Genomic DNA, 21,354 nt, shown 5'->3' with positions numbered 1-21,354 from the left:
CCGCCTGCGAGCCGTGCCGACAAGCAGGCCGCAGCGTCAGCCCGCTGCCAGCCGCTGCACTTTCGTGACTGTCTTGAGCAGCGAGTCGAGCGGGACCGGCCGGCTCAGCAAATAGCCCTGCACCTTGTCGCAACCCGCCTCGCGCAGACAGTCCAGTTGCTCTGCCGTTTCCACGCCTTCCGCGACGACCGTCACACGGAGCTTATGCGCGAGCTCGATCACGCCTTCCACCACGATGCGCATCATCTCGTCGGTGGCGATGTTATCGACGAAAGACTTGTCGAGCTTCAGCACGTCGGGCCTGAAACGCGTCAGATAGTTGAGACTCGAATAGCCGGTGCCGAAATCGTCGATGGCAATCCGCACGCCCATCTCGCGCACTTTCGACAGCACGTCCTGTGCATCGTCGACGTTTTCGATCAGCGCCGACTCCGTAATTTCCAGCGTGACGTTGTTCGGGTCGATACAGCATCGCTTGATCGCGTGCCTAAGCACGGAGACGAGACGCGGATCGCGGAACTGTTTCGGCGATACGTTCACCGCCATCGAATGCACGGCGGGCATTGCATGCGAGAGTCGGGACGCCGCCTGCACGGCTTCGCGAATGATCCAGTGCCCCGCTTCGACGATCAAGCCGCTCTCTTCGAGCATCGGCACGAACGCGCCCGGACCGAGCAGACCGAGCAGCGGATGATTCCAGCGCAACAGCGCTTCCACGCCCACGAGCGTGCCGGAATCCACGCGATATTGCGGCTGGAAATGCAGCAGGAACTGGTTCTGGCGAATCGCGTTCAACAGTTCGGATTCGAGATGCGCGCGCGCCAGTTCGTCCTTCTCGCGCTCGCCGAACACGCGGAACGTGTTGCGGCCCGCGCGTTTGGCCGCGTACATGGCCATGTCGGCGCTGATGAAGAGCGACTCGGGCGAACTGCCGTGCTCGGGAAAGAGCGCCACGCCGATCGAACAGGTCATCGCGATGCTCTTGCAATCCATCGCTATCGGGCGATGACACGCAATGGCAAGCCGTCGGCACGCCCGCGCGATTTGTTCGTGATCGAACGCGCCCGGCAGGATCACGGTGAACTCGTCGCCGCCCGGCCGCGCGACGATTGCATCGGGCGGCAGCGCTTCCTGAATGCGCGAGGCCAGGGCTTTGAGCACGGTGTCGCCGGCGGTGTGGCCGGCGGTGTCGTTGATGGACTTGAAGCGGTCGATATCGACGAAGAGATAAGCGAACGGCTCGCCCGATGCGCAGCGCGCGTCGAGCGCCTCGACGATCGCGTTGCGATTATGAAGACCCGTGAGGCTGTCGATGTTCGCCAGGCGATGCAATTGCTGAAGCCGGTTGCGCTCCTCGGTGGCATCGACGCAAACGCTCACCACGCGCGACACCGCGCCGTCTTCGCTGACGGGATAGATATCCGCACGAACCCAGCGGGTGCGTTCCTCCGGCAAGCGCAAACGGAAATAACTTTGCGCGGGCATGGCCGTGTTGACGGCGGCGCGCATCTGCGTGCGCAGCCCGGCGATATCCTCGGGATGCACGCGCTGCGACCATGCGGTCTCGTCCGCTTCGAGCGCGGACACGGGCATTTCCCACATGCGCTCGAATGCCGAACTCACATGCAGCAGTTCGCGGAAGTCGTGGCTCGCGGTCCAGAACACGGCATCGACGTGATCCTCCATGTCCTTCTGCACGCGCGCCTTGCCCCGCAATTCGTCGATGAGCGTGCGCTCCGCCGTGATGTCGCGCGACTTGCAAAGTACCGCTATCAGCTTGCCGAACTCGCCGTAGACCGGCGCGAAAGTGGAAGTCCACCAGCGCAGATTGCCGCGCATGGTGCAGCACGCGCCGGTAAAGGACGTGGATTCGCCGGCCTTTGCGCGTTCGAAAGCGCGGCGCGCGTCGGGGCCGTCCCAGAGCGCGAGCCAGTCGATGCCGACGACATCGTCGGCGGCGCGCGCTTCGATCAGGCGCTGGCCGACTTCGGAGATGCAGACGACCTTACCGTCCGGACTCAATAGCTTGATGCAGTCGTCCGCGATGGAGAGAAGACCATTCGAGAGCTGACGCGCGACGAAGGTTTGCCGGTGCGCGCGCTGCATCTGCTGGATCACGACGACCGCCGCGATGGCGATGGCCGCGAGCAACAGGTTCCACGGCAGCGGAATGAAAGGCGTCACCGCGGCGACCAGCAAAACGCCGAAGAACGCGGCTCCGAAGCCGTCCAGACGCCGTGTGCATTCGACATAGTGAGATTCGCCGGCCACGCTTTCGCCGATGATCCCGAGAAAATCAGACGCTCTGCCCTGCACCTTCGACCCCGTCCGCTGTTGCTGTTGCTTTTGGTTTATCTTACTGATGCATAACGGCGGGATCGGTAAATACTTTAGATGGGATGGAAAGCGCGCTCACTCGCGTTTCAACACCGACGCAATTTCCTTCGCCAGTTGCTCCGCCCGATAAGGCTTGTTCAGCAGCGTCACGTTGGGCCGCAGCACGCCGTCGCGCGAGATGATGTCGCGGGTATAGCCGGACGCGTAGATCACCGGCACCGGCTGCGGCTGGGCGAACGCCCATTCGGCGAGATCGGCGCATTTCACCTTGCCTGGCATCACCACGTCGGTCAGGATCACGTCCACGCCGATTCCGCTTTCCAGCACGCTCATCGCCGCGTCGCCGCTTGCGGCCCTGAGCACGGTGTAATGCATGGCTTCGAGAATCGCGACCGTCGAGGAGAGCACGGCGACGTCATCGTCGACGACGAGCACGGTTGCGCTGCCCGTGTGCGTGGGAATGCTGCCCGCTTCGGCCGACGAGGTCTCGTCGTCGTAACTGCGCGGAAAGTAGATCTCCACCGTCGTGCCGACATCCACCGTGCTCGACACATGGATATGGCCGCCCGACTGCTTGACGAAGCCGAACACCATCGACAAGCCGAGCCCCGTGCCGTGTCCTTCCGGCTTGGTGGTGAAGAATGGCTCGAAGGCGCGTTCGAGGACATCGGGCGGCATGCCCGTGCCCGTATCGGATACGGAAAGACGCACGTATTCGCCGGGACGCAGGTCGTTGCCCTCGCACGCGGCGTGATCCAGCGACTCGTTCGAACACGTGAGCGTGAGCCGGCCATCGCCGCTAATGGCGTCGCGCGCGTTGATCGCGAGATTGAGGAGCGCGTTCTCCAGCTGATTGCGGTCGACGCAGAAATTCCACGCCTGTTCCGGCAACGTGGCGCCGATCACCACCGACGCGCCCACCGCGTGCTGCAGAAGTTCGCGCAACTCGGCAAAAAGCCGCTGCGGATTGACGACCACCGGCGAGAGCGGCTGCCGCCGCGCGAACGACAGCAGTTGCGAGGCGAGCGTCGCGCCGCGCTGCACGGCGTCCAGCGCAGCCTGAACGCGTTCGGGCACGCGCGGGTCGGTTGGAGGCAGATACTGCATCAATTGCAAATTTCCGCTGATGGCCTGCAGAGTGTTGTTGAAGTCGTGCGCGACGCCGCCCGTCATCGCGCCGAGCGCTTCCATCTTCAGGCTTTGACGCAATTGCGCCTCGACCGCGGTGCGCGCCGCCACGGCTTCGGAAATCTTGTCTTCGAGACCGCGCGTCAGTTCCTTGAGGCTTTCTTCGGCGATCTTGCGGTCGTTGATATCGACGATCACGCCGGGAAACCGCTGTGGCGCTCCGGCTTCATCGTATTCGCAGCGGCCGGACGCGAGAATCCAGATCCAGCCCTCGTCCGGCGTGCGGATGCGATATTCGGCGCGATACGGCGCGCCATCGCGCAAGGTCGCGGCGATCAGCGAAGTCACGCGTCCGCGGTCGTCCGGATGGATGATCTCGAGCGCCGCCTCGATTGGCAAGCCGGTTTCCACTTCCTGAAGCGAGAAGAGGAAAGTGCGCGCGAAGCGTTCGTCGCCCTTCACGCGGTTTTGCGTGATTTCCCACACGAAGGTGCCGCGCACGGCGCCCGAATTCAACGCGAGTTGCAGCCGCTCGTTGGTTCCGCGAAACGCCGCTTCGGCCGCACTGCGATTGCGTTCGAGCAGCACGCGCTCGGTTGTCTCGACGACGACTGCAAGCACGCCCACCGGCACGCCTTCATCCGATGCAACCGGGCTGTAGTGCAGATCGAGCCATGTTTCGACGGGATCGTGCTCGCGCGCCAGCACGAAGCGCGTGTCGCGGTAAGTCAGCGACTCGCCGCGCATGCCCGAATCGATCACGTTACGGTTGAAGTCCGCCGCCTCGGGCCATGCCTTCTCGATAGCCATGCCGAGGATGCCCGGATGCCGCACACCCGAGAACTTCGCATAGGCTTCGTTGTAGACGAGCGTGCCTTCGTCGCCCCAAAGCAGGGCCATCGGCAATGCGTTGGGCAGCATGACCTGCACGACCGACCGCAAGACCGGCGGCCAGTCGCCGATCGGGCCCAACGGCGTTTTGCGCCAGTCGAAATCGCGTATGAAGCGCGCCGTTTCGCCGACCCATGAATCGAGTTGAGGGCGACCGAAAAAAGTCGAATCCAAATCGGGGAATCCTTTTCCTTTGAACGATGCGCGAAGGGCGCGCACCAATCCGACAGAGTAAAGCTAATTCGCGGCGCGCGAAATGTCGGAGTAGCGTGTTCGCAAGGGGGATGCCTGGTCTTCGACTCGAGGCTTGACGGTTTCGGCACAGCGCCGGTGCATCATTCTGGCTTCGGCTTTTTCACGGCTCTTATCTTGCCTGTGCGCCCGCCGCCGCAAAAAAAGCGCTCGCCGCCGTCCGATTCGAGTCCCGAGACGCCCACGCCTTCCGGCATGTCGAGCCGCTCGAAGACTTCGCCGGTCGCCGGGTCGATGCGTCGCAGTTCGCTCGCGTCGCTTTCCCACGTGGCGTGCCAGAGTTCGCCATCGACCCAGGTGACGCCCGTGACGAAGCGATCGGAATCGATGGTGCGCAGAATTTTGCCATCGCCCGGATCGACTTGATGAATCTTGCGCTCGCGATATTGTCCGACCCAGAGCGTGCCTTCTGCCCACGCGAGACCGGAATCGGCGCCACCGCCGGGAGCGGGGATGGTCGAGACGACCTCGCCGGTTTTTGGATCGACCTTTTGAATGCGGTCCTCGGCAATCTGATACAGATGCTCGCCATCGAAGGCCGTGCCCGCGTGCGCCGCGACCGCGAGCTTGCGTCGGGTCTTGCCGCTTTCGGGGTCGAGCGCGTTGAGGGCATCGCCCGAGGCGAACCAGACTTGCTGTCCGTCCCAGCTCACGCCGTGCACGCCTTCCACTTCGGGAAAAGGTCCGTATTCGCGGATGATCTCCGCCTTTGCGCGTTTCATGTCGCCTTCCTCTTTGCTCACTGGTTGATCGAGACTTCATGCTAGTCGTAGGCCAAACCAGCGGGGAGTAACAAGGCCGTCGTGAAACCGGGCAGGGGTGCGGTCATCCAGCGGCGCGCGCGTCCTTGTCCGTATGCCTGAACCTTGCCCGCCGCCGCGAGCGTCGTAAGCCCACGCTGTACCGTGCGCTGGCTCGATCCAAGCGCCAACGCAAGCGCCGAACTGGACCACGTTTGACCATCGGCCAGAACGGCCAGCAGCGTCGCGTAGGCATCTTCCATCGGCTGCGCCAGAACGACGACTTCATCTGCCCGACGCGGCGTCAGCGTGAAGCCGCGCGGCGTCGCGCTCACCGTTGCGAGCGATTGCAGCATCGTCCTCAAGCGCCCTATCTCGACCCGCAAGCGCGCCCGATGCGTGTCGTCCGCATGCTTCATGCGAAACGCCCGCACGATGAGCGTGTCGCGCGGCACGTCGTCCGGCCATGCTTCCGCAAGCGCGCGCGCCAGCGTGAAAAGCACCGGACGCGTGGCGAGCGCAATGGTGACGCCGCCTTCGCGCACGACATTGCGACACGCATCCACGATGAACGCAGACGATGCAAACAGCGCCTCCACTTCATCGAGCCGCAGGAGCCGCGCTTCGCCTTGTGCGATACGTCTGGCCGCTGGCGCATCGAGCACGCTCGACGCGCTTTCCGCTTCGGCTTCGAGCGCGGCGATACCCGACCGATGCGCCGCCTCTCGCGCGCGCGTCAACGCTTCGCGCGCAGGCTGCGTCTCCACACGCCGTATCGCGATTGCCGCCGCAATGAGTTCGCGTGCGGCCTCCGATGCCGGCGGAAGACTTAAGGCGTCGAGCGATGCGAGCAAGAGCCGAGCATCGTCCAACCGGCCGAGCAACGCGAGCCTGCGCACCGCCAAAATGCGCGCATGGACCGCGTTGACGTGGTCGCCATGCGCTTCGAGCGTGACGCGCGCGGCATCGAGCGCTTTCTGCGGCCACGCAAGATCGCGCGATGCCAACGCGATCTCCGCTTCGGCGACCACGCATCGCGAACGCGCAACCGCTTCCTTCGCGCCGAATCGACGCGCCGCGCTGCGCAGCAAGGTCTTCGCGCGCGCGAACTCGCCGAGTTGCGCCATGGCGATGCCACGCAGTGCGAGCGCGGCGGCATCGTCGCGCAATGCAACACGATTGAGCGCGCCAAGGGGGTCGCCGGCCGCGAGCGCGCGCGCCGCCGCGTTGATCAGTGAATCCATGTCGCCTCAGATTCCCGCCACAATTGTCACTCCCCTCAGGTGTGCGTCCGGTACTAATCTAACACCGTGCATTTCGAAACCTCACTCGGGAGACAAGCACGATGACGAGTCATACGACAGGAACGCGCGACGACTGGCTGGCCGCACGCTTGAGCCTTCTTTCGCGCGAAAAGGAACTCACGCGGCAAAGCGATGAACTCGCCGCGGCACGTCAGGCGTTGCCGTGGGTTCGCATCGACAAGACTTATCGCTTCGATACGGAAACAGGAAGCGCCACGCTGGCTGACCTATTCGGCGGCCGCTCGCAGTTGCTCGTTTATCACTTCATGTTCGGGCCGGACTGGAAGGCGGGCTGCCCGTCTTGCTCCGCGATCGCGGATGGCTTCGACGGTTTCGCCATTCATCTCGCGCATCACGATGTCGCGCTGTGGTGCGTGTCCCGCGCGCCCATCGAGAAGCTCGCGGCCTACAAGAAGCGCATGGGATGGCAGTTTCCATGGGCCTCCGCGCACGATGGCGACTTCAACTTCGACTTCAACGTGTCGTTCACCGAAGAGCAGCAGCGCGACGGCAGCATCGAATACAACTATGCGAAGAATCGCCACGCGATGGATCAGAAAGACCCGCCCGAAACCGTCAAGCAAGGCGCCGCCGATGTCGGCACGACCGCGCCCGCGTATTCGCTCGACAGACCAGGCTTGAGCGTCTTCGCGATGCAGGACGGCGACGTCTATCACACGTACTCGGCCTACTCGCGAGGTCTCGACAGTCTCTGGGGCATGTATCAGTGGCTCGATCGCGCGCCGAAAGGCCGCAACGAAACCGGCAACTGGTGGAAGCGTCACGACGAATATCCGGGCTGAAGGCGCGGGGCATCGCGCCGGTTAGGCAGAGCGATGCACGCGCGAATCGCGTAAATCGGTATGGCGTACGAATCCGAGCCGCAAACGCCGTATTAATTACCCATTTTTTTCGGATTATTTTTCTTCCTCTTTCTTCTACCTTGCTAACGATGCGAAAGATTTCGCAATGTGAAGCGGCCGCTGAAAATCGCCGATATAAACAAACGACGAAGCGAGAAGAAGATGAAAAACGCGCTGACGGTCTCCATTTGCCTGCCCACCTGCAACCGGCCCGAACTGATTGTGCAGTGCCTCGACTCCTGCCTCGCGCAGAAGTATCCGCACATCGAAATATTGATCGGGGACGACTCGCGTGACGATCTCACGCAGCAGCTCATCGCCGCGTGCTACGCGCACGACGCGCGCGTGCGATATGTACGCAACGACGTGCCGCTCGGGCAAGCACGCAATGTGTCGAGCCTCTTCGAGCGTGCGACGGGCGCGCTCGTCATGCTGATCCACGACGACGACTATCTCGTGCACGACGCCGTCGCGCGGCTCGCGGCGCTTTGGGCGACGTATCCGCATCTGCAGGTCGCGTTCGGCGATCAATACGAGGTCGATGCCGAAGGTCGCGTCGATGTCCATAAAAGCGCGGCGCTCAATGCGGCGTTCCATCGAAAACGGCGCGCGCAAGGCATGCAGCCGCTGCCAGGACGAACCGGTCTTGTGCAAATGTTCCCCAACAATGGCTGGATGGCGCTCGCGGCGCTCGTGCGGGCAGTGGGGTATCGCGAGGAAGTCGGCGCGTGCTGCGATTACGTGTTCGGCGCGCAGTTGTGTCTGGCGGCCAAGCATGTCTACTATCTGCACGAATACGTTTCGTACTATCGCAAGACGACGGCTTCCGTGTCGCGCAGCACGCGCCGTTCGGTCAGCGCGGCAGCGTTTAGCGCCTACCAGTTCGTTTCGGCGATGACGCTCGATCCATCGCTCGAAGCGGCGCGCGGCATCGCGTTGCGCCGGTTGGCACCGATCGTCGTTTCGCTGCACGCGCGGCACGATGCGCCGCTCGCCGCGCTGCGCGTCGCCTTCGAACATCCCGATGCCTATACGTATGGCGCAAGTCTCAGGCTCTACTATCACCTCTTGCTGATCGTGCGCGCGCTCGTCGCCATGCGTAGCCGGCAGCGTTCAGGCACGCCGCGTTTTCCCTGATGCGCTGAATGTCCGAGGTTTTCGCACGGTCGATCTCAAAGCCGCGCAGTTATCGGTAACCGTTTCCCTAAAGGCCATCGCGTTGCGGTCGTTATACAGGCGGCCGGTGACATTTCACTGGCCGCGTGGCAGGCGAGAGCATCCTCGCGTGCCGGCGCGCGAACAAGATGCAGCCACCTTTGGGACGAATATGTTTTCCACAATCAAGGGCCGCCTCGCCCTCGCCATGACTCTGCTGAGCATGCTGCTCATCGGCATCGGGCTGGTCGGACTCGTCGGCATGAGCAAGTCCAACGAGACGACCCACGACCTCTTCACGAATGAAATGCCGAGCGCGGTGTCGGTCGGCAATGCGGAAATGTTCATGGCGCGCGAACGTCTGAGCTTCGATCGCGCGGCGCTGAACATCGGCACGAACGCGGCGGACGAGGCCATCGGCCGGGGCGCACTGATGCGCAAGACTTCCGACGACGCATGGACGAAGTACGCCGCCCTGCCCCAGGCTCCCGGCGAAAAGCAGCTTGCGGACAAATTCAACGAGCAGCGTCTGCAAATGCAAAAGCTGCTCGACGAAGGCTATGCCGACGTGCGCGCGAAGGACCAGGCGAAAGTCACCGCCGACGCCGCCACGATGCAGGCCGCGTTCAACGACTTCGCGAAGACCGGCGTCGAGTTGCGCAAGCTGCAGTTCGATCAGGCGCAAAGCGACTACGACGCGAGCCAGGCGACCTTCGCCATGTTCCGCATGGTGTCGATCATCGCGATCGTAATCGGGCTCGCTGCATCGTCGTATTCGTGGTTCTCGCTGCGCCAGCGCATTGCGCGCCCGCTCGACGCCGCGCTCGAACAGTTCGGCGCCATTGCCGCAGGCGACCTGCGCCGCGATGTGCGCATCACCTCGAACGACGAAATGGGCCAGTTGCTGCGCGGGCTTTCGACCATGCAGGCGAGCCTCGTCGAAACCGTGCGTTCGGTGCGCTCGGGTAGCGAATCGATTGCATCCGCGACCAAGCAGATTGCGGCGGGCAACGTGGACTTGTCCTCGCGCACCGAGGAACAGGCGTCGGCATTGCAGGAAACCGCGTCGAGCATGGATGAGCTCACGGGCACGGTCAAACAGAACGCCGACAACGCGCGCCAGGCGAGCGTGCTGGCCGCCAATGCATCGGAGATCGCGGGCAAGGGCAGCCATGTGGTGTCGCAAGTGGTGACCACCATGGGCGAGATCAACCAGAGCTCGACGAAGATCGCGGACATCATCGCGATCATCGAAGGCATTGCGTTCCAGACCAACATTCTCGCGCTCAACGCAGCCGTGGAAGCGGCGCGTGCAGGCGAAGAAGGACGCGGCTTCGCGGTCGTGGCAGGCGAAGTGCGCTCGCTCGCGCAACGCTCGTCGGCGGCGGCGAAGGAGATCAAGGAACTGATCGATACCTCCGTCGAACGCGTGCAATCCGGCGCGGCGCTCGTCGATGAAGCCGGCCGCACGATGAACGACATCAGCAACGCCGTGCAGCGCGTGACCGACATCATGGGCGAGATCGCGGCGGCATCGGAAGAACAATCGAGCGGTATCGAACAAGTGGCGCGCGCCGTGACGCAAATGGACGAAGTGACGCAGCAGAACGCGGCGCTCGTCGAGGAAGCGGCGGCAGCGGCGCAGTCGCTCGAAGATCAGGCGAGCGCGTTGCGTACCGCAGTCGAAATCTTCCGTCTGCATGACGAAGGCGCGCGCATCGCCGCTTGATCGTCTACTGGTTCGCCCTGACGGCCCGCGTTTTCTCAAGGAAGCGCGGGCCGCGGCATTTTCGAAGCCGCTTTCAAGGACATAACCTGTGGTAATCGCCTCATAAGGCAAATTCAATAGACGGCTATCGCTGTTTTCTCCAGACTTCGGACGTCGGATCGATCCACGATTCGCCCTCGATAAGAGCGCGCATGAAGCGCACAAGCCTCGGAGGAGACACGCTATGTTCCATCGACCCAAGGTCACCCGGTCGGTCCTCGCGCTCATGTGCGCGATGTCTTTCATCATGTATCTCGATCGCGTCAACCTGTCCGCCGCGGCAGGCCTGATTCGCGATGATCTTCATCTCAGCAATACCGATATCGGCTTCGTGTTCGGCGCCTTCGCCTACACCTATGCGATCTGCCAGGTAATCGGCGGATGGGTGAGCGATCGCTTCGGCGCGAAGACCACGCTCGTGCTGTGCGCGTCGATCTGGATCGTCGCCACGGTCGCGACGGGCTTCGCGGGCGGCGTCGTATCGCTCTTCTGCGCGCGCATGCTGCTCGGTGTCGGCGAGGGCGCGGCGCTTCCGGCGCAGGCCCGCGCGCTAGTCAACTGGTATCCGGCGCAAAAGCGCGGCTTCGTGCAAGGGCTCACGCATTCGTTCTCGCGCCTGGGCAATGCGCTGACGCCGCCGCTGATCGCGATTCTCGTCGCCTTCGCGTCGTGGCGTGCATCGTTCATTCTGGTGGGCGCGCTGACCGCGGTCTGGGTGCTGGTCTACGCGTGGTACTTCGCCGATAACCCGCGCAAGCATCGACACATCACGGCCGAGGAAATCGCCGAGCTGCCGCCCGAAAATAAAGTGGCCGTGGAGAAGACCCGCGAGCCGACGCCGTGGGGACGTCTCATCAAGCGCATCGGGCCGACCATGATGGTCTACTTCTGCTACGGCTGGACAGGCTGGCTCTTCTTCACGTGGCTGCCGACGTTCTTCATGCACGGACGCGGCCTCGATCTCAAGAGCTCGGCGCTTTTTTCAGCGGGCGTGTTTCTCTCGGGCGTCGTGGGCAATACGGCGGGCGGCGTGATCTCCGACCGCATTCTCAAACGCACCGGCAACGTGGTCGCCGCGCGGCGCAACATGATCATCGTCGCATTTCTCGGCGCGTTGATCTTTCTCGCGCCCGTCATGGTGGTGAAGTCCTTGCCTGTCATGGCAGGCTGCATGAGTCTGTCGTTCTTCTTCCTCGAAATGACCATCGGTCCCATCTGGGCCGTGCCGATGGACATCACGCCCAAGCACGTCGGGATTGCGAGCGGGCTCGTCAATGCGGGATCGGCCATTGCGGGCATCTTCTCGCCGATCGTGTTCGGCTTCATCGTGGACCGCACTGGAAGCTGGACCTTGCCGTTCGGCGGCTCGCTGGGACTGCTTGCGGTGGGTATCGTGATGACGTTCTTCATGCGACCCGATATCGAACTCGATCCGGCGAACGATGCCGATTCCTCGTTGCGCGATGCCGAAGGGAAACTGGTATTCGCGGATCGCCGATGACGGACGGCGACGGCGTCTCGCGCTCGACACGCATGACGCGGCCGCGCCGTCGCCCTAACTAGGCTGCCCGAATCGCCTCGATGACCAGTTGCGTAGCCGGACTGATGCGCCGGTTACTGCGCAGGATCAACCCATAAGGCGCGAGCCGTCCACGCAACGGCGTGGCAATAGAAGCGATGGTATCGAGCGAAGCGTAGTAGTCGGCAACCGAACTCGGCAGCACCGCCAACATATCCGAATCGCGCAACAGCGAAAGCGTCGTGAGAATGGAAGACGTCTCGACGGTGCTCACCGGCGGTGCGACGCGTGACTCCCTGAAAGTCTGATCGATGATCTCGCGCATCGGGCTCGGATGCGGCTGCACGATCCACGCATACCCCGCGAGCTCATCCAGTTTCGGGCGCCCGGTCGATTCGAACACCGGATGCCCGGGCCGCGCGACAATCGCCAATGCCTCTTCGGCAAGCGTTTCGAAACTCAAGTCGTTGGCGGGAAACCCGTAGGGAATGCGCCCGACCACGATATCGAGTTGGTCCTGCTGCAAGGCTTGCACGAGCACATCGCTGGTATCGATCTGCACGGTGATATGCAGACGCGGATGCGCGTCCTTCAACTGTACGATCACTTTCGTCAACAGCTCGGGCGCGGGCGCCATGACCGCGCCAATCCGCACTTTGCCGATATCCCCCGCTTCGATGGCCGCGAGTTCTTCGCGCAACTCGTCGAGGTCTTCGAACACCACGCGCGCATAACGCATGACCGCTTCGCCATATACCGTGGCCTGCATGCCGCGCGCATGCCGCACGAACAGCGACGCGCCCATGGTGTCCTCCAGTTCCTTCAACGCCTTGGTCGCGGCGGGCTGCGTCATGGCGAGTTCGTCGGCGGCGCTGCGCAGAGACTCTGTTTCAGAGAGCGCCATCATCAGTTGAAGATGACGCAAGCGCAGGCGTTTGCGGATGGTATTGGCAGGCGCAATCATGTCGGCGATAACCCTGTGAGCGCTTTCCCGCGATAACCGCAGGAAATAACCCGATGCAAATTATTCAATAGTCAGTTATCGCGCAGTTTCGCACACTAGCGTCACCCGAAACAGCCGCGCAAACCCTTCCTCGCGCGGCCTTCCATCAAACAAGAAGGAGACATTCGCGATGAAGATCAAGCATATCCGTGCACGCGTATTCGAATGGAAAGGCAAGGTCGTGCCGCCGCAAGCGCACTTCTGCACGAATGCCGTGGACATTCTCTACGAACGCGGCGACGCCATGGGCTCGTTCCGCTTTCACCAATGGCTCGTGGTCGAAGTGGAGTGCGACGACGGCACCATCGGCATCGGCAATTGCGCGCTTGCGCCGCGCGTGGCCAAGCAGATCGTCGACGAATATCTCGCGCCCATCGCCATTGGCGAAGACCCGTTCGATCACGAATACATCTGGCAGAAGATGTATCGGCGCACGCTTGCCTGGGGGCGCAAGGGTATTGGCATGGCGGCGATCTCGGCTGTCGATATCGCCTTGTGGGACATCATGGGCAAGGCGGTGAAGAAGCCCGTCTTCAAACTGCTCGGCGGACGTACCAAGGAAAAGATCTGGTGTTATGCCTCGAAGCTCTACAACAACGACGACCGCGACGTGTTTCTCGCCGAAGCAAAGAGCTATCTCGACGACGGCTTCACCGCGATGAAGATGCGCTTCGGCTACGGCCCGAAAGACGGCCCGAGCGGCATGGCGAAGAACGTCGAACAGTTGCGTCTCTTGCGTGAACTCGCGGGCGACGACATCGACATCATGGTCGAATGCTATATGGGCTGGACGCTCGAATATGCACGCAGGATGTTGCCGCGCCTGGCCGAATTCAATCCGCGCTGGCTGGAAGAACCGGTCATCGGCGACGATATCGAGGGCTATCAGGAACTGAAGAAGATGAACGTGATCCCGATCTCGGGCGGCGAACACGAGTTCACCATCTACGGCTTCAAGGACCTGCTCGAACGCCGCGCCGTGGACGTCATTCAGTACGACACGAATCGCGTGGGCGGCATCACGGCGGCGCGCAAGATCAACGCAATGGCCGAGGCGTGGTCCGTGCCGGTCATTCCGCATGCCGGACAGATGCACAACTATCACCTCACCATGTCGAGCGTGGCGAGCCCCATGTCCGAGTTCTTCCCGGTCTACGACGTGGAAGTGGGCAACGAGCTTTTCTACTACATCTTCGACGGTGAACCGCAACCGGAGAACGGCTATCTGCAACTCTCCGATGAAACGCCGGGCCTCGGCATCACGCTCTCGGACAAGTATCTGGATGACTTCAACATCATCGAATAACGCATGAACGATGGGCCAATGCAGCCCTCGACATCAAGAATTGGAGACACGCAATGGAAAGCAGAATAGAGGCGCCCGCGCTCGACGCGGTTACGTCGGAGCGCGCGACGAGCGTGCGCTGGCGCATCTTTGGCGTGGTGTTTCTCATCACGCTGATCAATCTCGTCGATCGCATCTCGCTTTCCATCGCGATGCCCACCATCGCCAAGGAATACGCGCTCTCGCCCGCCATGCAAGGGCTGATCCTGTCGAGCTTCTTCTGGTCGTATGCGCTGTTGCAGATACCGGGCGGATGGCTCATCGACCGCTACGGTCCGCGCAAGATCATCGCGGGCGCGACGGTGTTGTGGGGCATTTTCCAGACCTTGATGGGCGCTGCCGGCGGCGGTCTGTCGATGCTGTTCCTGCGTGTGGGTCTGGGCGGCGCCGAAGCACCGCTCTTTCCCGCCGGCAGCAAGCTCAATGCATTGTGGCTCTCGAAGAAAGAGCGCGGTCGCGGCGCCGTATTGATGGATGCGGGCTCGCCATTGGGCGCGGCCATCGGCGGGCTTGCAATCTCCAATCTCATCCTCGCGTTCGGCTCGTGGCGCATGGCGTTCGTCGTGGCGGGCATCGCGACCATCGCGGCGGGCTGGCTCGCATGGCGTTATCTGCGCGACGATCCCGCGAAGCATCCCTTCGTGAATGGCGCGGAACTCGCGCGAATTCGTGACGGCGCGGCCCCGGTCGCCGCGAGCGTCATCGCCGAGGAACCCTTGCCGCTGCGCTCGACCATCGCCATGTGCGTTGGCCGCATGAGCTGGGCGATGATCTTCTTCGGGCTCATCACGTGGGGACCGAGCTATCTGACGCAAGCGCGCGGCTTGAGTCTTTCGCAGATCGGCGCGGCCACGTTCTTCATCTTCTTTTCCGGCGCTTTGGGCTCGCTGTCGGGCGGCTTCCTCTGCGATGCACTTTGCACGCACGGCTTCTCGCGCGGCAAGGTGGTCAAGAGCATGATCGCGCTGTCGGGCATCACGACGCTTGCCGTATTCGCCGCGCTGCCGACCATTCAGTCGCCGGTGAGCGCGGTCGCGGTGCTGTGCGCGGCGTCGTTCTTGCTGATGTGGGGTAGTCTCTACTGGAGCCTGCCTTCGTTGCTCGCGACGCCGGGGCGCGTCGGTCTGCTCGGTGCATGCATGAACTGCGCGGGCAGCGTCGGCGGCATCTCGATTCCGCTCATCACCGGCTTCATCCTGCAGCGTACCGGTTCGTTCGATACGGTGCTGCATTTCTACAGTGCCTGCGCGCTGGTGTATATCTTCGGCTCGATCGCCATCGATCTGCGCCGTACCCGCTAAAAACTCAAAGGTTGATCCGTCATGAAACCTCGCATTGCTGTCCTTCTCGGCGACCCCGCCGGCATCGGCCCCGAACTCATCGCGCGTCTCGTTGCACGGCCGGAAAATCGCAAGCGTGCCGATCTGCTCATCATCGGCGACCGGCGCGAACTCGATCGCGGCATGGAGATCGCGCGGCAACGTTTCGATTACACCGTGGTGAACGATGAAGCCGCCGCCGCGCGCGATACCGACGTGCCTTCGCTCATCGACTTCCGCCTGCCCGACGACGCGCCTTACGAGCCCGCCGTATCCACGGAACGCGGCGGACGCTACAGCCTGGAAGCGTTCAAACAAGCCCTGCAACTGACGCGCGCGAACCGCACCAACGCCATGTTGTTCGCGCCCGTCAACAAGACCTCGCTGCACATGGCGGGCATGGACACGAACGACGAGATGGAATGGTTCGCGCATCAGCTCGACTATGCCGGCGCGTTCTGCGAATTCAACGTGCTCGATGAACTGTGGACCTCGCGCGTCACGTCCCACATTGCATTGAAGGACGTGAGCGCGCGGCTTTCTGACGAACGCATAGTCGGCGCGGTGCAGTTGATTCACGACGGACTCAAACGCGCGGGCATCGCGGCGCCTCGTATCGCGGTCTGCGGCTTCAATCCGCACAACGGCGACAACGGCGCATTCGGCCGTGAAGAGATCGATGTCATCACGCCGGCCGTGGAGCATGCACGCGCGCTCGGCTACGACGCGCAAGGCCCCTTTCCCGCCGACACCATCTTCGTGCGTGCACGCGACCAAAAGGTCTTCGATGGCGTCGTCACCATGTATCACGACCAAGGCCAGATCGCGATGAAGCTCATGGGCTTCTGGCGCGGCGTCACGGTGCACGGCGGCTTGCCTGTGCCGATCGCGACGCCCGCGCACGGCACCGCGTTCGATATCCACGGCAAGGGTTCCGCCGATGTCGGCGCTACACAGAAGGCCTTCGATATTCTCGTGCGCATGGCACAAGACCGCGTGAGCTAAGAGCCCATGATGCACGCCCATATCGATGCCTTGCGCGAGCGCTTCCTGCAAAGCGGCGACGATGCCGACCTGCCTGTCGTCGATGCGCATCATCATTTCTGGGACCTCGCGAACAACTATCATCCGTGGCTGCGCGATCTGCCGCGCATTCCGTTCCGTTATGGCGATTACGCGGCCATCTGCCATGACTTCCTGCCCGACGATTACTTTGCGCAGGCGGCGAGTCATCGCGTGGTCAAGACGGTGATGATGGAAGGCGAATGGGACGCGCGCGATCCGCTCGGCGAAGCGCGCTGGGCGAGCGCGCTCAACGCGCGCACCGGCCTGCCCAATGCAATGGCCGGACAAATCTGGCTGGATCGCGAAGACGTGCGCGCGGTGCTTGATGGATATCGTGGCTTGCCGCTCGTGCGCAGCGTGCGTCATAAGCCCAAGACCGTGCCGCGCGCGGAGCATCGCGCGGATTTCTCGGCTGCGGGTTCCATGCGCTGCGAGCGATGGCGGCGTGGTTACGCGCTGCTCGCGGCATATGATCTGATGTTCGAACTGCAGGCTCCGTGGTGGCATTTCACGGAAGCGGCCGAACTTGCGCGCGACTTTCCCGACGTGAAAATCATCGTGAATCACACGGGCTTACCGGCCGATCGCAGCGAGGAGGCGTTGCGCGCATGGCGCGCCGCGCTCGATACGCTCGCGCGCTGGCCCAACGTGTGGCTCAAGATATCCGGCATCGGCGAAGCGGGGATAAACTGGAGCGTGGAGCGCAACGGGCCGGTGGTCTGCGAGGCCATCGCGAGCTTCGGCGTCGAGCGCTGCATGTTCGCGAGTAATTTTCCGGTGGATAGCCTCGTCGTTTCGCTGGACAATCTTTTCAGCGGCTTCAAGGCGATGGTCGCGCACCGAACGCCCGCGGAAAGACTGGCCCTTTTCCACGACAATGCCAGCGCCCTCTATCGCATCTAAATCCAGGAGACAACAATCAATGGCAGCTCCCCTTTATCGCGGCGTGTTCCCCGTCGCGCCTACCATCTTCGACGACGCAGGCAAGCTCGATCTCGAAGGCCAGAAGCGCGCCATCGACTTCATGATCGATGCCGGTTCGAACGGCTTGTGCATTCTCGCGAACTTCTCGGAGCAGTTTGCGCTGACGGACGCAGAGCGCGATGCCGTGCAGCGCACCGTGCTGGAACATGTCGCGGGCCGCGTGCCGGTGATCGTCACGACGACGCATTTCAGCTCGCACGTTTGCGCCGGACGCAGCCGCGCGGCGCAGGACGCGGGCGCGGCCATGGTCATGGTCATGCCGCCTTATCACGGCGCGACTATCCGCGTGAGCGAGCGCGGCATTCAGGATTTCTACGCGAAGGTGTCGGACGCCATCGACATTCCGATCATGATTCAGGATGCGCCCGTCGCGGGCACGCCGCTGTCCGCGCCCTTTCTCGCGAAGCTCGCGCGTGAAGTCGAAAACGTGTCGTACTTCAAGATCGAAACGGCGCAGGCTGCGTCGAAGCTGCGCGAGCTGATCGAACTCGGCGGCGATGCCATCGTCGGCCCGTGGGATGGCGAAGAAGCGATCACGCTGATCCCCGATTTCGATGCAGGCGCGACCGGCGCGATGACGGGCGGCGGCTATCCCGACGGCATCCGCAAGATCGTCGATGCCTACGCTGCCGGCAACACCGACGAAGCCGCCGAGTTGTATCAGCAATGGCTTCCGCTCATCAATTACGAGAACCGCCAGTGCGGGCTTGCCGCATGCAAGACGCTGATGAAGGAAGGCGGCGTGATCGGCTCGGACGCGGTGAGGCATCCGCTTGCGCCGATGCATCCTAAAGTGCGCGAAGGCTTGCTCAAGGTGGCGCGAAAGCTCGACCCGCTGGTGCTGCGTTGGGGGCACTGACGCTGCTTTAATAGCCTGAATTCCGCCGCTACTTCGCGCGGTCGATGAGCTGCCGTGCGGTCTCCGTCGCGAGATCCGCATGCAGCTCGGCCCACTTCCCGAGCAAGGTGGCGTCGTCGGTAAAGAAGATTGGCGGCTCGATCCAGGCTTGCACCTTGCCGTCTTTCGACGATGCTTCGAACACGCGCAGATCGGGGTCGTCGCTGACGCCCGCGCGAAGCAGCTCGCGAAACGACAGCGATTCGCGTACGCGCACTTCATGCACCGGCACTTCGCGAAGAATGGAGACGGCCGCGCGCGCGATGCGCAAGGCGCTCTCTCGTCCATCGGCCATCAGAAACACGGTGACGCCGCCTGGCGCGGACAACGCCAGGCGGAAGAGTGCAAGTCTGCATCGTTCGCTCAAGCGCGTGCTCATCGAACGGGTTCCATGCCATGACGTTGCATGACAGCGCCGGCTTCCGGAGAACTCAGGTAAGCAAGAAGGGAACGCGCGAGCACGGGTTCGCGCGCGGCCGTGCACACGGCGCCCTGAAACACAGTGAGCGTCTGAATGTCCGCGGGCAACGGCCCCAGTACGTCGATGCCCGCGACGCCGATCAGCTCGCTCATCTGCTGAAAGCCCAGCTCCACTTCTCCTTGCGCGATAAGTCCGCCCACGGCCACGCCGGGCGGCGCCTGCACGATACGCGACGACACCTCCTGAAGCACGCCCCAGCGCTCGAACAGCCGCATGAGATACGCGCCGCTCGGCCCGGTCGAATAGCCGATACTGCGCGCGGCCAACACTGCGTGACGCACGGCGCTTTCGTCGTCGATGGAAGGATGCGGCGCGCCCGCCTTCACCGCGACGGCCACGCCCGAACGCGCGATATTCACGCGTCTCGCCGGATCGATACGTCCCGCTTCGGCAAGACGCTCGATGGCGTTCGCGGCCAGCACGACGATATCGAACGCCTCGCCTTCCTCGATACGCCGCAACGCCGCCACGCCGCCCGTCGATTCGATCGCGACCGGCTGCGCGAATGCGCTTGCATAAGCATGGGCGAGATCGGCTAGCAGATGCTTCGTCGCCATCGACGAGATGCCGGTGATCGTCGTTGCCATATCAGTCGATGTAGCGCAGGCCCGCGCGTTGCAGCGGCTCGCGCATGTTGTACATGTCGAGACCCAGCACGCCGCTCGCGAGCTTGTCGCGCTTCTCTTCTTCCAGCGCCTCGCGCGCGCTCGCCTTGTCGAGCACCTGTCTCGCCGATGCAGCCGGCACCACGACCACGCCATCGTCGTCGGCGACGATCACATCGCCGGGAGTAACCCAAGCGCCCGCGCAGACCACCGGAATGTTGACCGAGCCGAGCGTCGCCTTGACCGTTCCCTTCGACGAGATCGCGCGGCTCCACACGGGAAAGTTCATTTCGGTCAGCACACGCACGTCGCGCACGCCGCCGTCGATGACGAGCGCACGCGCACCGCGCGCCTTGAAACTCGTCGCGAGCAAGTCGCCGAAGAAGCCGTCGGTGTTGTCGGTGGTGCAGGCGGCCACGACGATATCGCCGGGCTGAATCTGTTCGGCGGCGACGTGCAGCATCCAGTTGTCGCCGGGTTGCAGAAGGACCGTTACCGCCGTGCCGCTCACCTGAGCGCCCGCATAGATGGGCCGCATGTACGGCTTCAAGAGACCGACGCGCCCCATGGCTTCATGCACGGTCGCCGAGCCGAGCGCGCCGAGTTTGGTCGCGGCCTCTGCGTCCGCGCGATCGATGTTGCGATAAACCACTCCGAGTTCGACCATGTTCAACGTCCCTTTGACTTGAGCGCCGTATCGAGGCGCGGATACACACGGCGCGCGTTGCCTTCGTAGATCTTATAGCGCGCTTCGGGTTCGATCTGCGCGGCTTCGACATAGCGCTTCGTATCGTCGAAATACTGTCCCGTTTGCGGGTCGATGCCGCGCACCGCGCCTATCATCTCGCTCGCGAAGAGGATGTTGTCGACGGGAATCACACGCGTCAGCAGGTCGATGCCCGGCTGGTGATACACGCAGGTATCGAAAAAAATGTTCTTCAGCAAATGGTCTTCGAGCAGCGGCTTTTTCAATTCCTGCGCCAGCCCGCGAAAACGACCCCAGTGATAAGGCACCGCGCCGCCGCCATGCGGAATCACGAAACGCAAGCTCGGAAAGTCGCGGAACAGGTCCGAGGTCAGGCACTGCATGAAGGCGGTCGTGTCCGCGTTCAGATAATGCGCGCCGGTCGTGTGAAAGCACGCGTTGCAACTCGTGCTCACGTGGACCATCGCGGGAATATCGTACTCGACCATCTTTTCGTAGATGGGATACCAATAACGATGGGACAGCGGCGGGCTCGTCCAGTGACCGCCGGACGGGTCCGGGTTCAGATTGATGGCGACATTGCCGTATTGTTCGACGCACTTCACGAGTTCGGGAATGCACGTCGCCACATCGACGCCTGGGCTTTGCGGCAGCATCGCGGCGGGGACGAAGTGATCGGGGAACAACTCGCTCACGCGAAAGCACAGCTCGTTGCAGATCGCGGCCCATGTGCTCGACACGTCGAAGTCGCCGATATGATGCGCCATGAAACTCGCACGCGGGCTAAAGATGGTGAGGTCGAGCCCGCGTTCGCGCATCAGGCGAAGCTGATTGCTCTCGATCGACTCGCGCAATTCGTCGTCGCTGATACGCAGTTCGGAAACCGCCGGCCTCTCCGAAGGATTGTTGATGCCGGCGATCTGCCGGTTGCGCCACGCTTCCAGCGCCTTGGGCGCGGTGGTGTAGTGGCCGTGAATGTCGATGATCATCC

Annotated in this window: 18 protein-coding genes; 9 read left to right on the top strand and 9 right to left on the bottom strand. The window is 62.9% G+C overall.

The window, feature by feature from the left end; genetic code table 11:
- Window positions 1–36 precede the first annotated feature (36 nt).
- From LDZ28_RS24815 to LDZ28_RS24800, 4 genes are all read right to left on the bottom strand, one after another.
- Window positions 37–2,271, bottom strand: coding sequence for a bifunctional diguanylate cyclase/phosphodiesterase (locus LDZ28_RS24815; RefSeq protein ID WP_244830043.1), 2,235 nt, complete (start codon window positions 2,269–2,271; stop codon window positions 37–39).
- Window positions 2,272–2,412: 141 nt separating this feature from the next.
- Window positions 2,413–4,530, bottom strand: coding sequence for a PAS domain-containing hybrid sensor histidine kinase/response regulator (locus tag LDZ28_RS24810; RefSeq protein WP_244830042.1), 2,118 nt, complete (start codon window positions 4,528–4,530; stop codon window positions 2,413–2,415).
- A 161-nt stretch (window positions 4,531–4,691) separates the two neighbouring features.
- Window positions 4,692–5,330: a DUF5074 domain-containing protein gene (locus LDZ28_RS24805; RefSeq protein WP_244830040.1), complete on the bottom strand. Its 639-nt coding sequence runs from the start codon at window positions 5,328–5,330 to the stop codon at window positions 4,692–4,694.
- Window positions 5,331–5,371: 41 nt separating this feature from the next.
- On the bottom strand, window positions 5,372–6,592 hold the full coding sequence (locus LDZ28_RS24800; protein ID WP_244830038.1) for a helix-turn-helix domain-containing protein: 1,221 nt from the start codon (window positions 6,590–6,592) through the stop codon (window positions 5,372–5,374).
- A gap of 101 nt (window positions 6,593–6,693) precedes the next feature.
- Between LDZ28_RS24800 and LDZ28_RS24795 the strand changes: the two genes are divergently transcribed.
- The 4 genes from LDZ28_RS24795 to LDZ28_RS24780 all read left to right on the top strand — a co-directional run bounded on the left by LDZ28_RS24795 (window position 6,694) and on the right by LDZ28_RS24780 (window position 11,939).
- Window positions 6,694–7,455, top strand: a complete 762-nt coding sequence (locus LDZ28_RS24795) for a DUF899 domain-containing protein (RefSeq protein WP_244830036.1) — start codon at window positions 6,694–6,696, stop codon at window positions 7,453–7,455.
- A gap of 222 nt (window positions 7,456–7,677) precedes the next feature.
- Complete coding sequence (locus LDZ28_RS24790) at window positions 7,678–8,652, top strand: glycosyltransferase family 2 protein (protein ID WP_244830034.1); 975 nt, start codon at window positions 7,678–7,680, stop codon at window positions 8,650–8,652.
- Window positions 8,653–8,842: 190 nt separating this feature from the next.
- Entirely contained in the window at window positions 8,843–10,399 is a 1,557-nt protein-coding gene (locus LDZ28_RS24785; RefSeq protein ID WP_255784695.1) for a methyl-accepting chemotaxis protein, read from the top strand.
- Window positions 10,400–10,622: 223 nt separating this feature from the next.
- Window positions 10,623–11,939: an MFS transporter gene (locus LDZ28_RS24780; RefSeq protein WP_244830031.1), complete on the top strand. Its 1,317-nt coding sequence runs from the start codon at window positions 10,623–10,625 to the stop codon at window positions 11,937–11,939.
- 58 nt (window positions 11,940–11,997) lie between these two features.
- Here LDZ28_RS24780 and LDZ28_RS24775 read toward each other — a convergent pair whose 3' ends face one another.
- Complete coding sequence (locus LDZ28_RS24775) at window positions 11,998–12,921, bottom strand: LysR family transcriptional regulator (protein ID WP_244830029.1); 924 nt, start codon at window positions 12,919–12,921, stop codon at window positions 11,998–12,000.
- Between the two features lie 169 nt (window positions 12,922–13,090).
- Between LDZ28_RS24775 and LDZ28_RS24770 the strand changes: the two genes are divergently transcribed.
- Genes LDZ28_RS24770 through LDZ28_RS24750 form a run of 5 tightly spaced genes read left to right on the top strand, consistent with a single transcriptional unit; the run spans window position 13,091 to window position 18,532 of the window.
- A complete protein-coding gene (locus tag LDZ28_RS24770; RefSeq protein WP_244830028.1) occupies window positions 13,091–14,266 on the top strand; it encodes an L-rhamnonate dehydratase in 1,176 nt (391 codons plus the stop codon).
- Between the two features lie 53 nt (window positions 14,267–14,319).
- Window positions 14,320–15,606 carry an MFS transporter gene (locus tag LDZ28_RS24765; protein WP_244830027.1) on the top strand — a complete coding sequence of 429 codons (1,287 nt, stop codon included), beginning with the start codon at window positions 14,320–14,322 and terminating at the stop codon, window positions 15,604–15,606.
- Window positions 15,607–15,627: 21 nt separating this feature from the next.
- The gene (locus tag LDZ28_RS24760) at window positions 15,628–16,629 is read left to right on the top strand and encodes a 4-hydroxythreonine-4-phosphate dehydrogenase PdxA (RefSeq protein ID WP_244830026.1); all 1,002 of its coding nucleotides are present in this window, start codon (window positions 15,628–15,630) and stop codon (window positions 16,627–16,629) included.
- 6 nt (window positions 16,630–16,635) lie between these two features.
- Entirely contained in the window at window positions 16,636–17,592 is a 957-nt protein-coding gene (locus LDZ28_RS24755) for an amidohydrolase (RefSeq protein WP_244830025.1), read from the top strand.
- A gap of 19 nt (window positions 17,593–17,611) precedes the next feature.
- Entirely contained in the window at window positions 17,612–18,532 is a 921-nt protein-coding gene (locus LDZ28_RS24750; RefSeq protein WP_244830024.1) for a dihydrodipicolinate synthase family protein, read from the top strand.
- A gap of 28 nt (window positions 18,533–18,560) precedes the next feature.
- On the opposite strand, the gene LDZ28_RS24745 is transcribed toward LDZ28_RS24750, so the two are convergent.
- The 4 genes from LDZ28_RS24745 to LDZ28_RS24730 are packed head-to-tail and all read right to left on the bottom strand — an operon-like array spanning window position 18,561 to window position 21,352.
- Entirely contained in the window at window positions 18,561–18,950 is a 390-nt protein-coding gene (locus tag LDZ28_RS24745; protein ID WP_244830023.1) for a hypothetical protein, read from the bottom strand.
- Entirely contained in the window at window positions 18,947–19,639 is a 693-nt protein-coding gene (locus LDZ28_RS24740; RefSeq protein WP_244830021.1) for a substrate-binding domain-containing protein, read from the bottom strand. Before LDZ28_RS24740 ends, LDZ28_RS24745 begins: the two co-directional genes overlap by 4 nt.
- A 1-nt stretch (window position 19,640) precedes the next feature.
- A complete protein-coding gene (ligK, locus tag LDZ28_RS24735; protein WP_244830020.1) occupies window positions 19,641–20,324 on the bottom strand; it encodes a 4-carboxy-4-hydroxy-2-oxoadipate aldolase/oxaloacetate decarboxylase in 684 nt (227 codons plus the stop codon).
- Window positions 20,325–20,326: 2 nt separating this feature from the next.
- Window positions 20,327–21,352 carry an amidohydrolase family protein gene (locus LDZ28_RS24730; protein ID WP_244830019.1) on the bottom strand — a complete coding sequence of 342 codons (1,026 nt, stop codon included), beginning with the start codon at window positions 21,350–21,352 and terminating at the stop codon, window positions 20,327–20,329.
- Window positions 21,353–21,354 lie beyond the last annotated feature (2 nt).

This window comes from Caballeronia sp. TF1N1 (genome assembly GCF_022878925.1).
Lineage (GTDB): Bacteria > Pseudomonadota > Gammaproteobacteria > Burkholderiales > Burkholderiaceae > Caballeronia.
The sequence above is the reverse complement of the archived record's forward strand: the minus strand, read 5'-3'. Positions and strand labels throughout refer to the sequence as shown.

Coding starts and splice junctions, on each gene's coding strand:
- LDZ28_RS24755 (WP_244830025.1), top strand. CDS start 16,636: ATGATGCACGCCCATATCGATGCCTTGCGCGAGCGCTTCCTGCAAAGC.
- LDZ28_RS24740 (WP_244830021.1), bottom strand. CDS start 19,639: ATGGCAACGACGATCACCGGCATCTCGTCGATGGCGACGAAGCATCTG.
- LDZ28_RS24780 (WP_244830031.1), top strand. CDS start 10,623: ATGTTCCATCGACCCAAGGTCACCCGGTCGGTCCTCGCGCTCATGTGC.
- LDZ28_RS24730 (WP_244830019.1), bottom strand. CDS start 21,352: ATGATCATCGACATTCACGGCCACTACACCACCGCGCCCAAGGCGCTG.
- ligK (WP_244830020.1), bottom strand. CDS start 20,324: ATGGTCGAACTCGGAGTGGTTTATCGCAACATCGATCGCGCGGACGCA.
- LDZ28_RS24765 (WP_244830027.1), top strand. CDS start 14,320: ATGGAAAGCAGAATAGAGGCGCCCGCGCTCGACGCGGTTACGTCGGAG.
- LDZ28_RS24785 (WP_255784695.1), top strand. CDS start 8,843: ATGTTTTCCACAATCAAGGGCCGCCTCGCCCTCGCCATGACTCTGCTG.
- LDZ28_RS24745 (WP_244830023.1), bottom strand. CDS start 18,950: ATGAGCACGCGCTTGAGCGAACGATGCAGACTTGCACTCTTCCGCCTG.
- LDZ28_RS24760 (WP_244830026.1), top strand. CDS start 15,628: ATGAAACCTCGCATTGCTGTCCTTCTCGGCGACCCCGCCGGCATCGGC.
- LDZ28_RS24775 (WP_244830029.1), bottom strand. CDS start 12,921: ATGATTGCGCCTGCCAATACCATCCGCAAACGCCTGCGCTTGCGTCAT.
- LDZ28_RS24800 (WP_244830038.1), bottom strand. CDS start 6,592: ATGGATTCACTGATCAACGCGGCGGCGCGCGCGCTCGCGGCCGGCGAC.
- LDZ28_RS24795 (WP_244830036.1), top strand. CDS start 6,694: ATGACGAGTCATACGACAGGAACGCGCGACGACTGGCTGGCCGCACGC.
- LDZ28_RS24750 (WP_244830024.1), top strand. CDS start 17,612: ATGGCAGCTCCCCTTTATCGCGGCGTGTTCCCCGTCGCGCCTACCATC.
- LDZ28_RS24770 (WP_244830028.1), top strand. CDS start 13,091: ATGAAGATCAAGCATATCCGTGCACGCGTATTCGAATGGAAAGGCAAG.
- LDZ28_RS24805 (WP_244830040.1), bottom strand. CDS start 5,330: ATGAAACGCGCAAAGGCGGAGATCATCCGCGAATACGGACCTTTTCCC.
- LDZ28_RS24790 (WP_244830034.1), top strand. CDS start 7,678: ATGAAAAACGCGCTGACGGTCTCCATTTGCCTGCCCACCTGCAACCGG.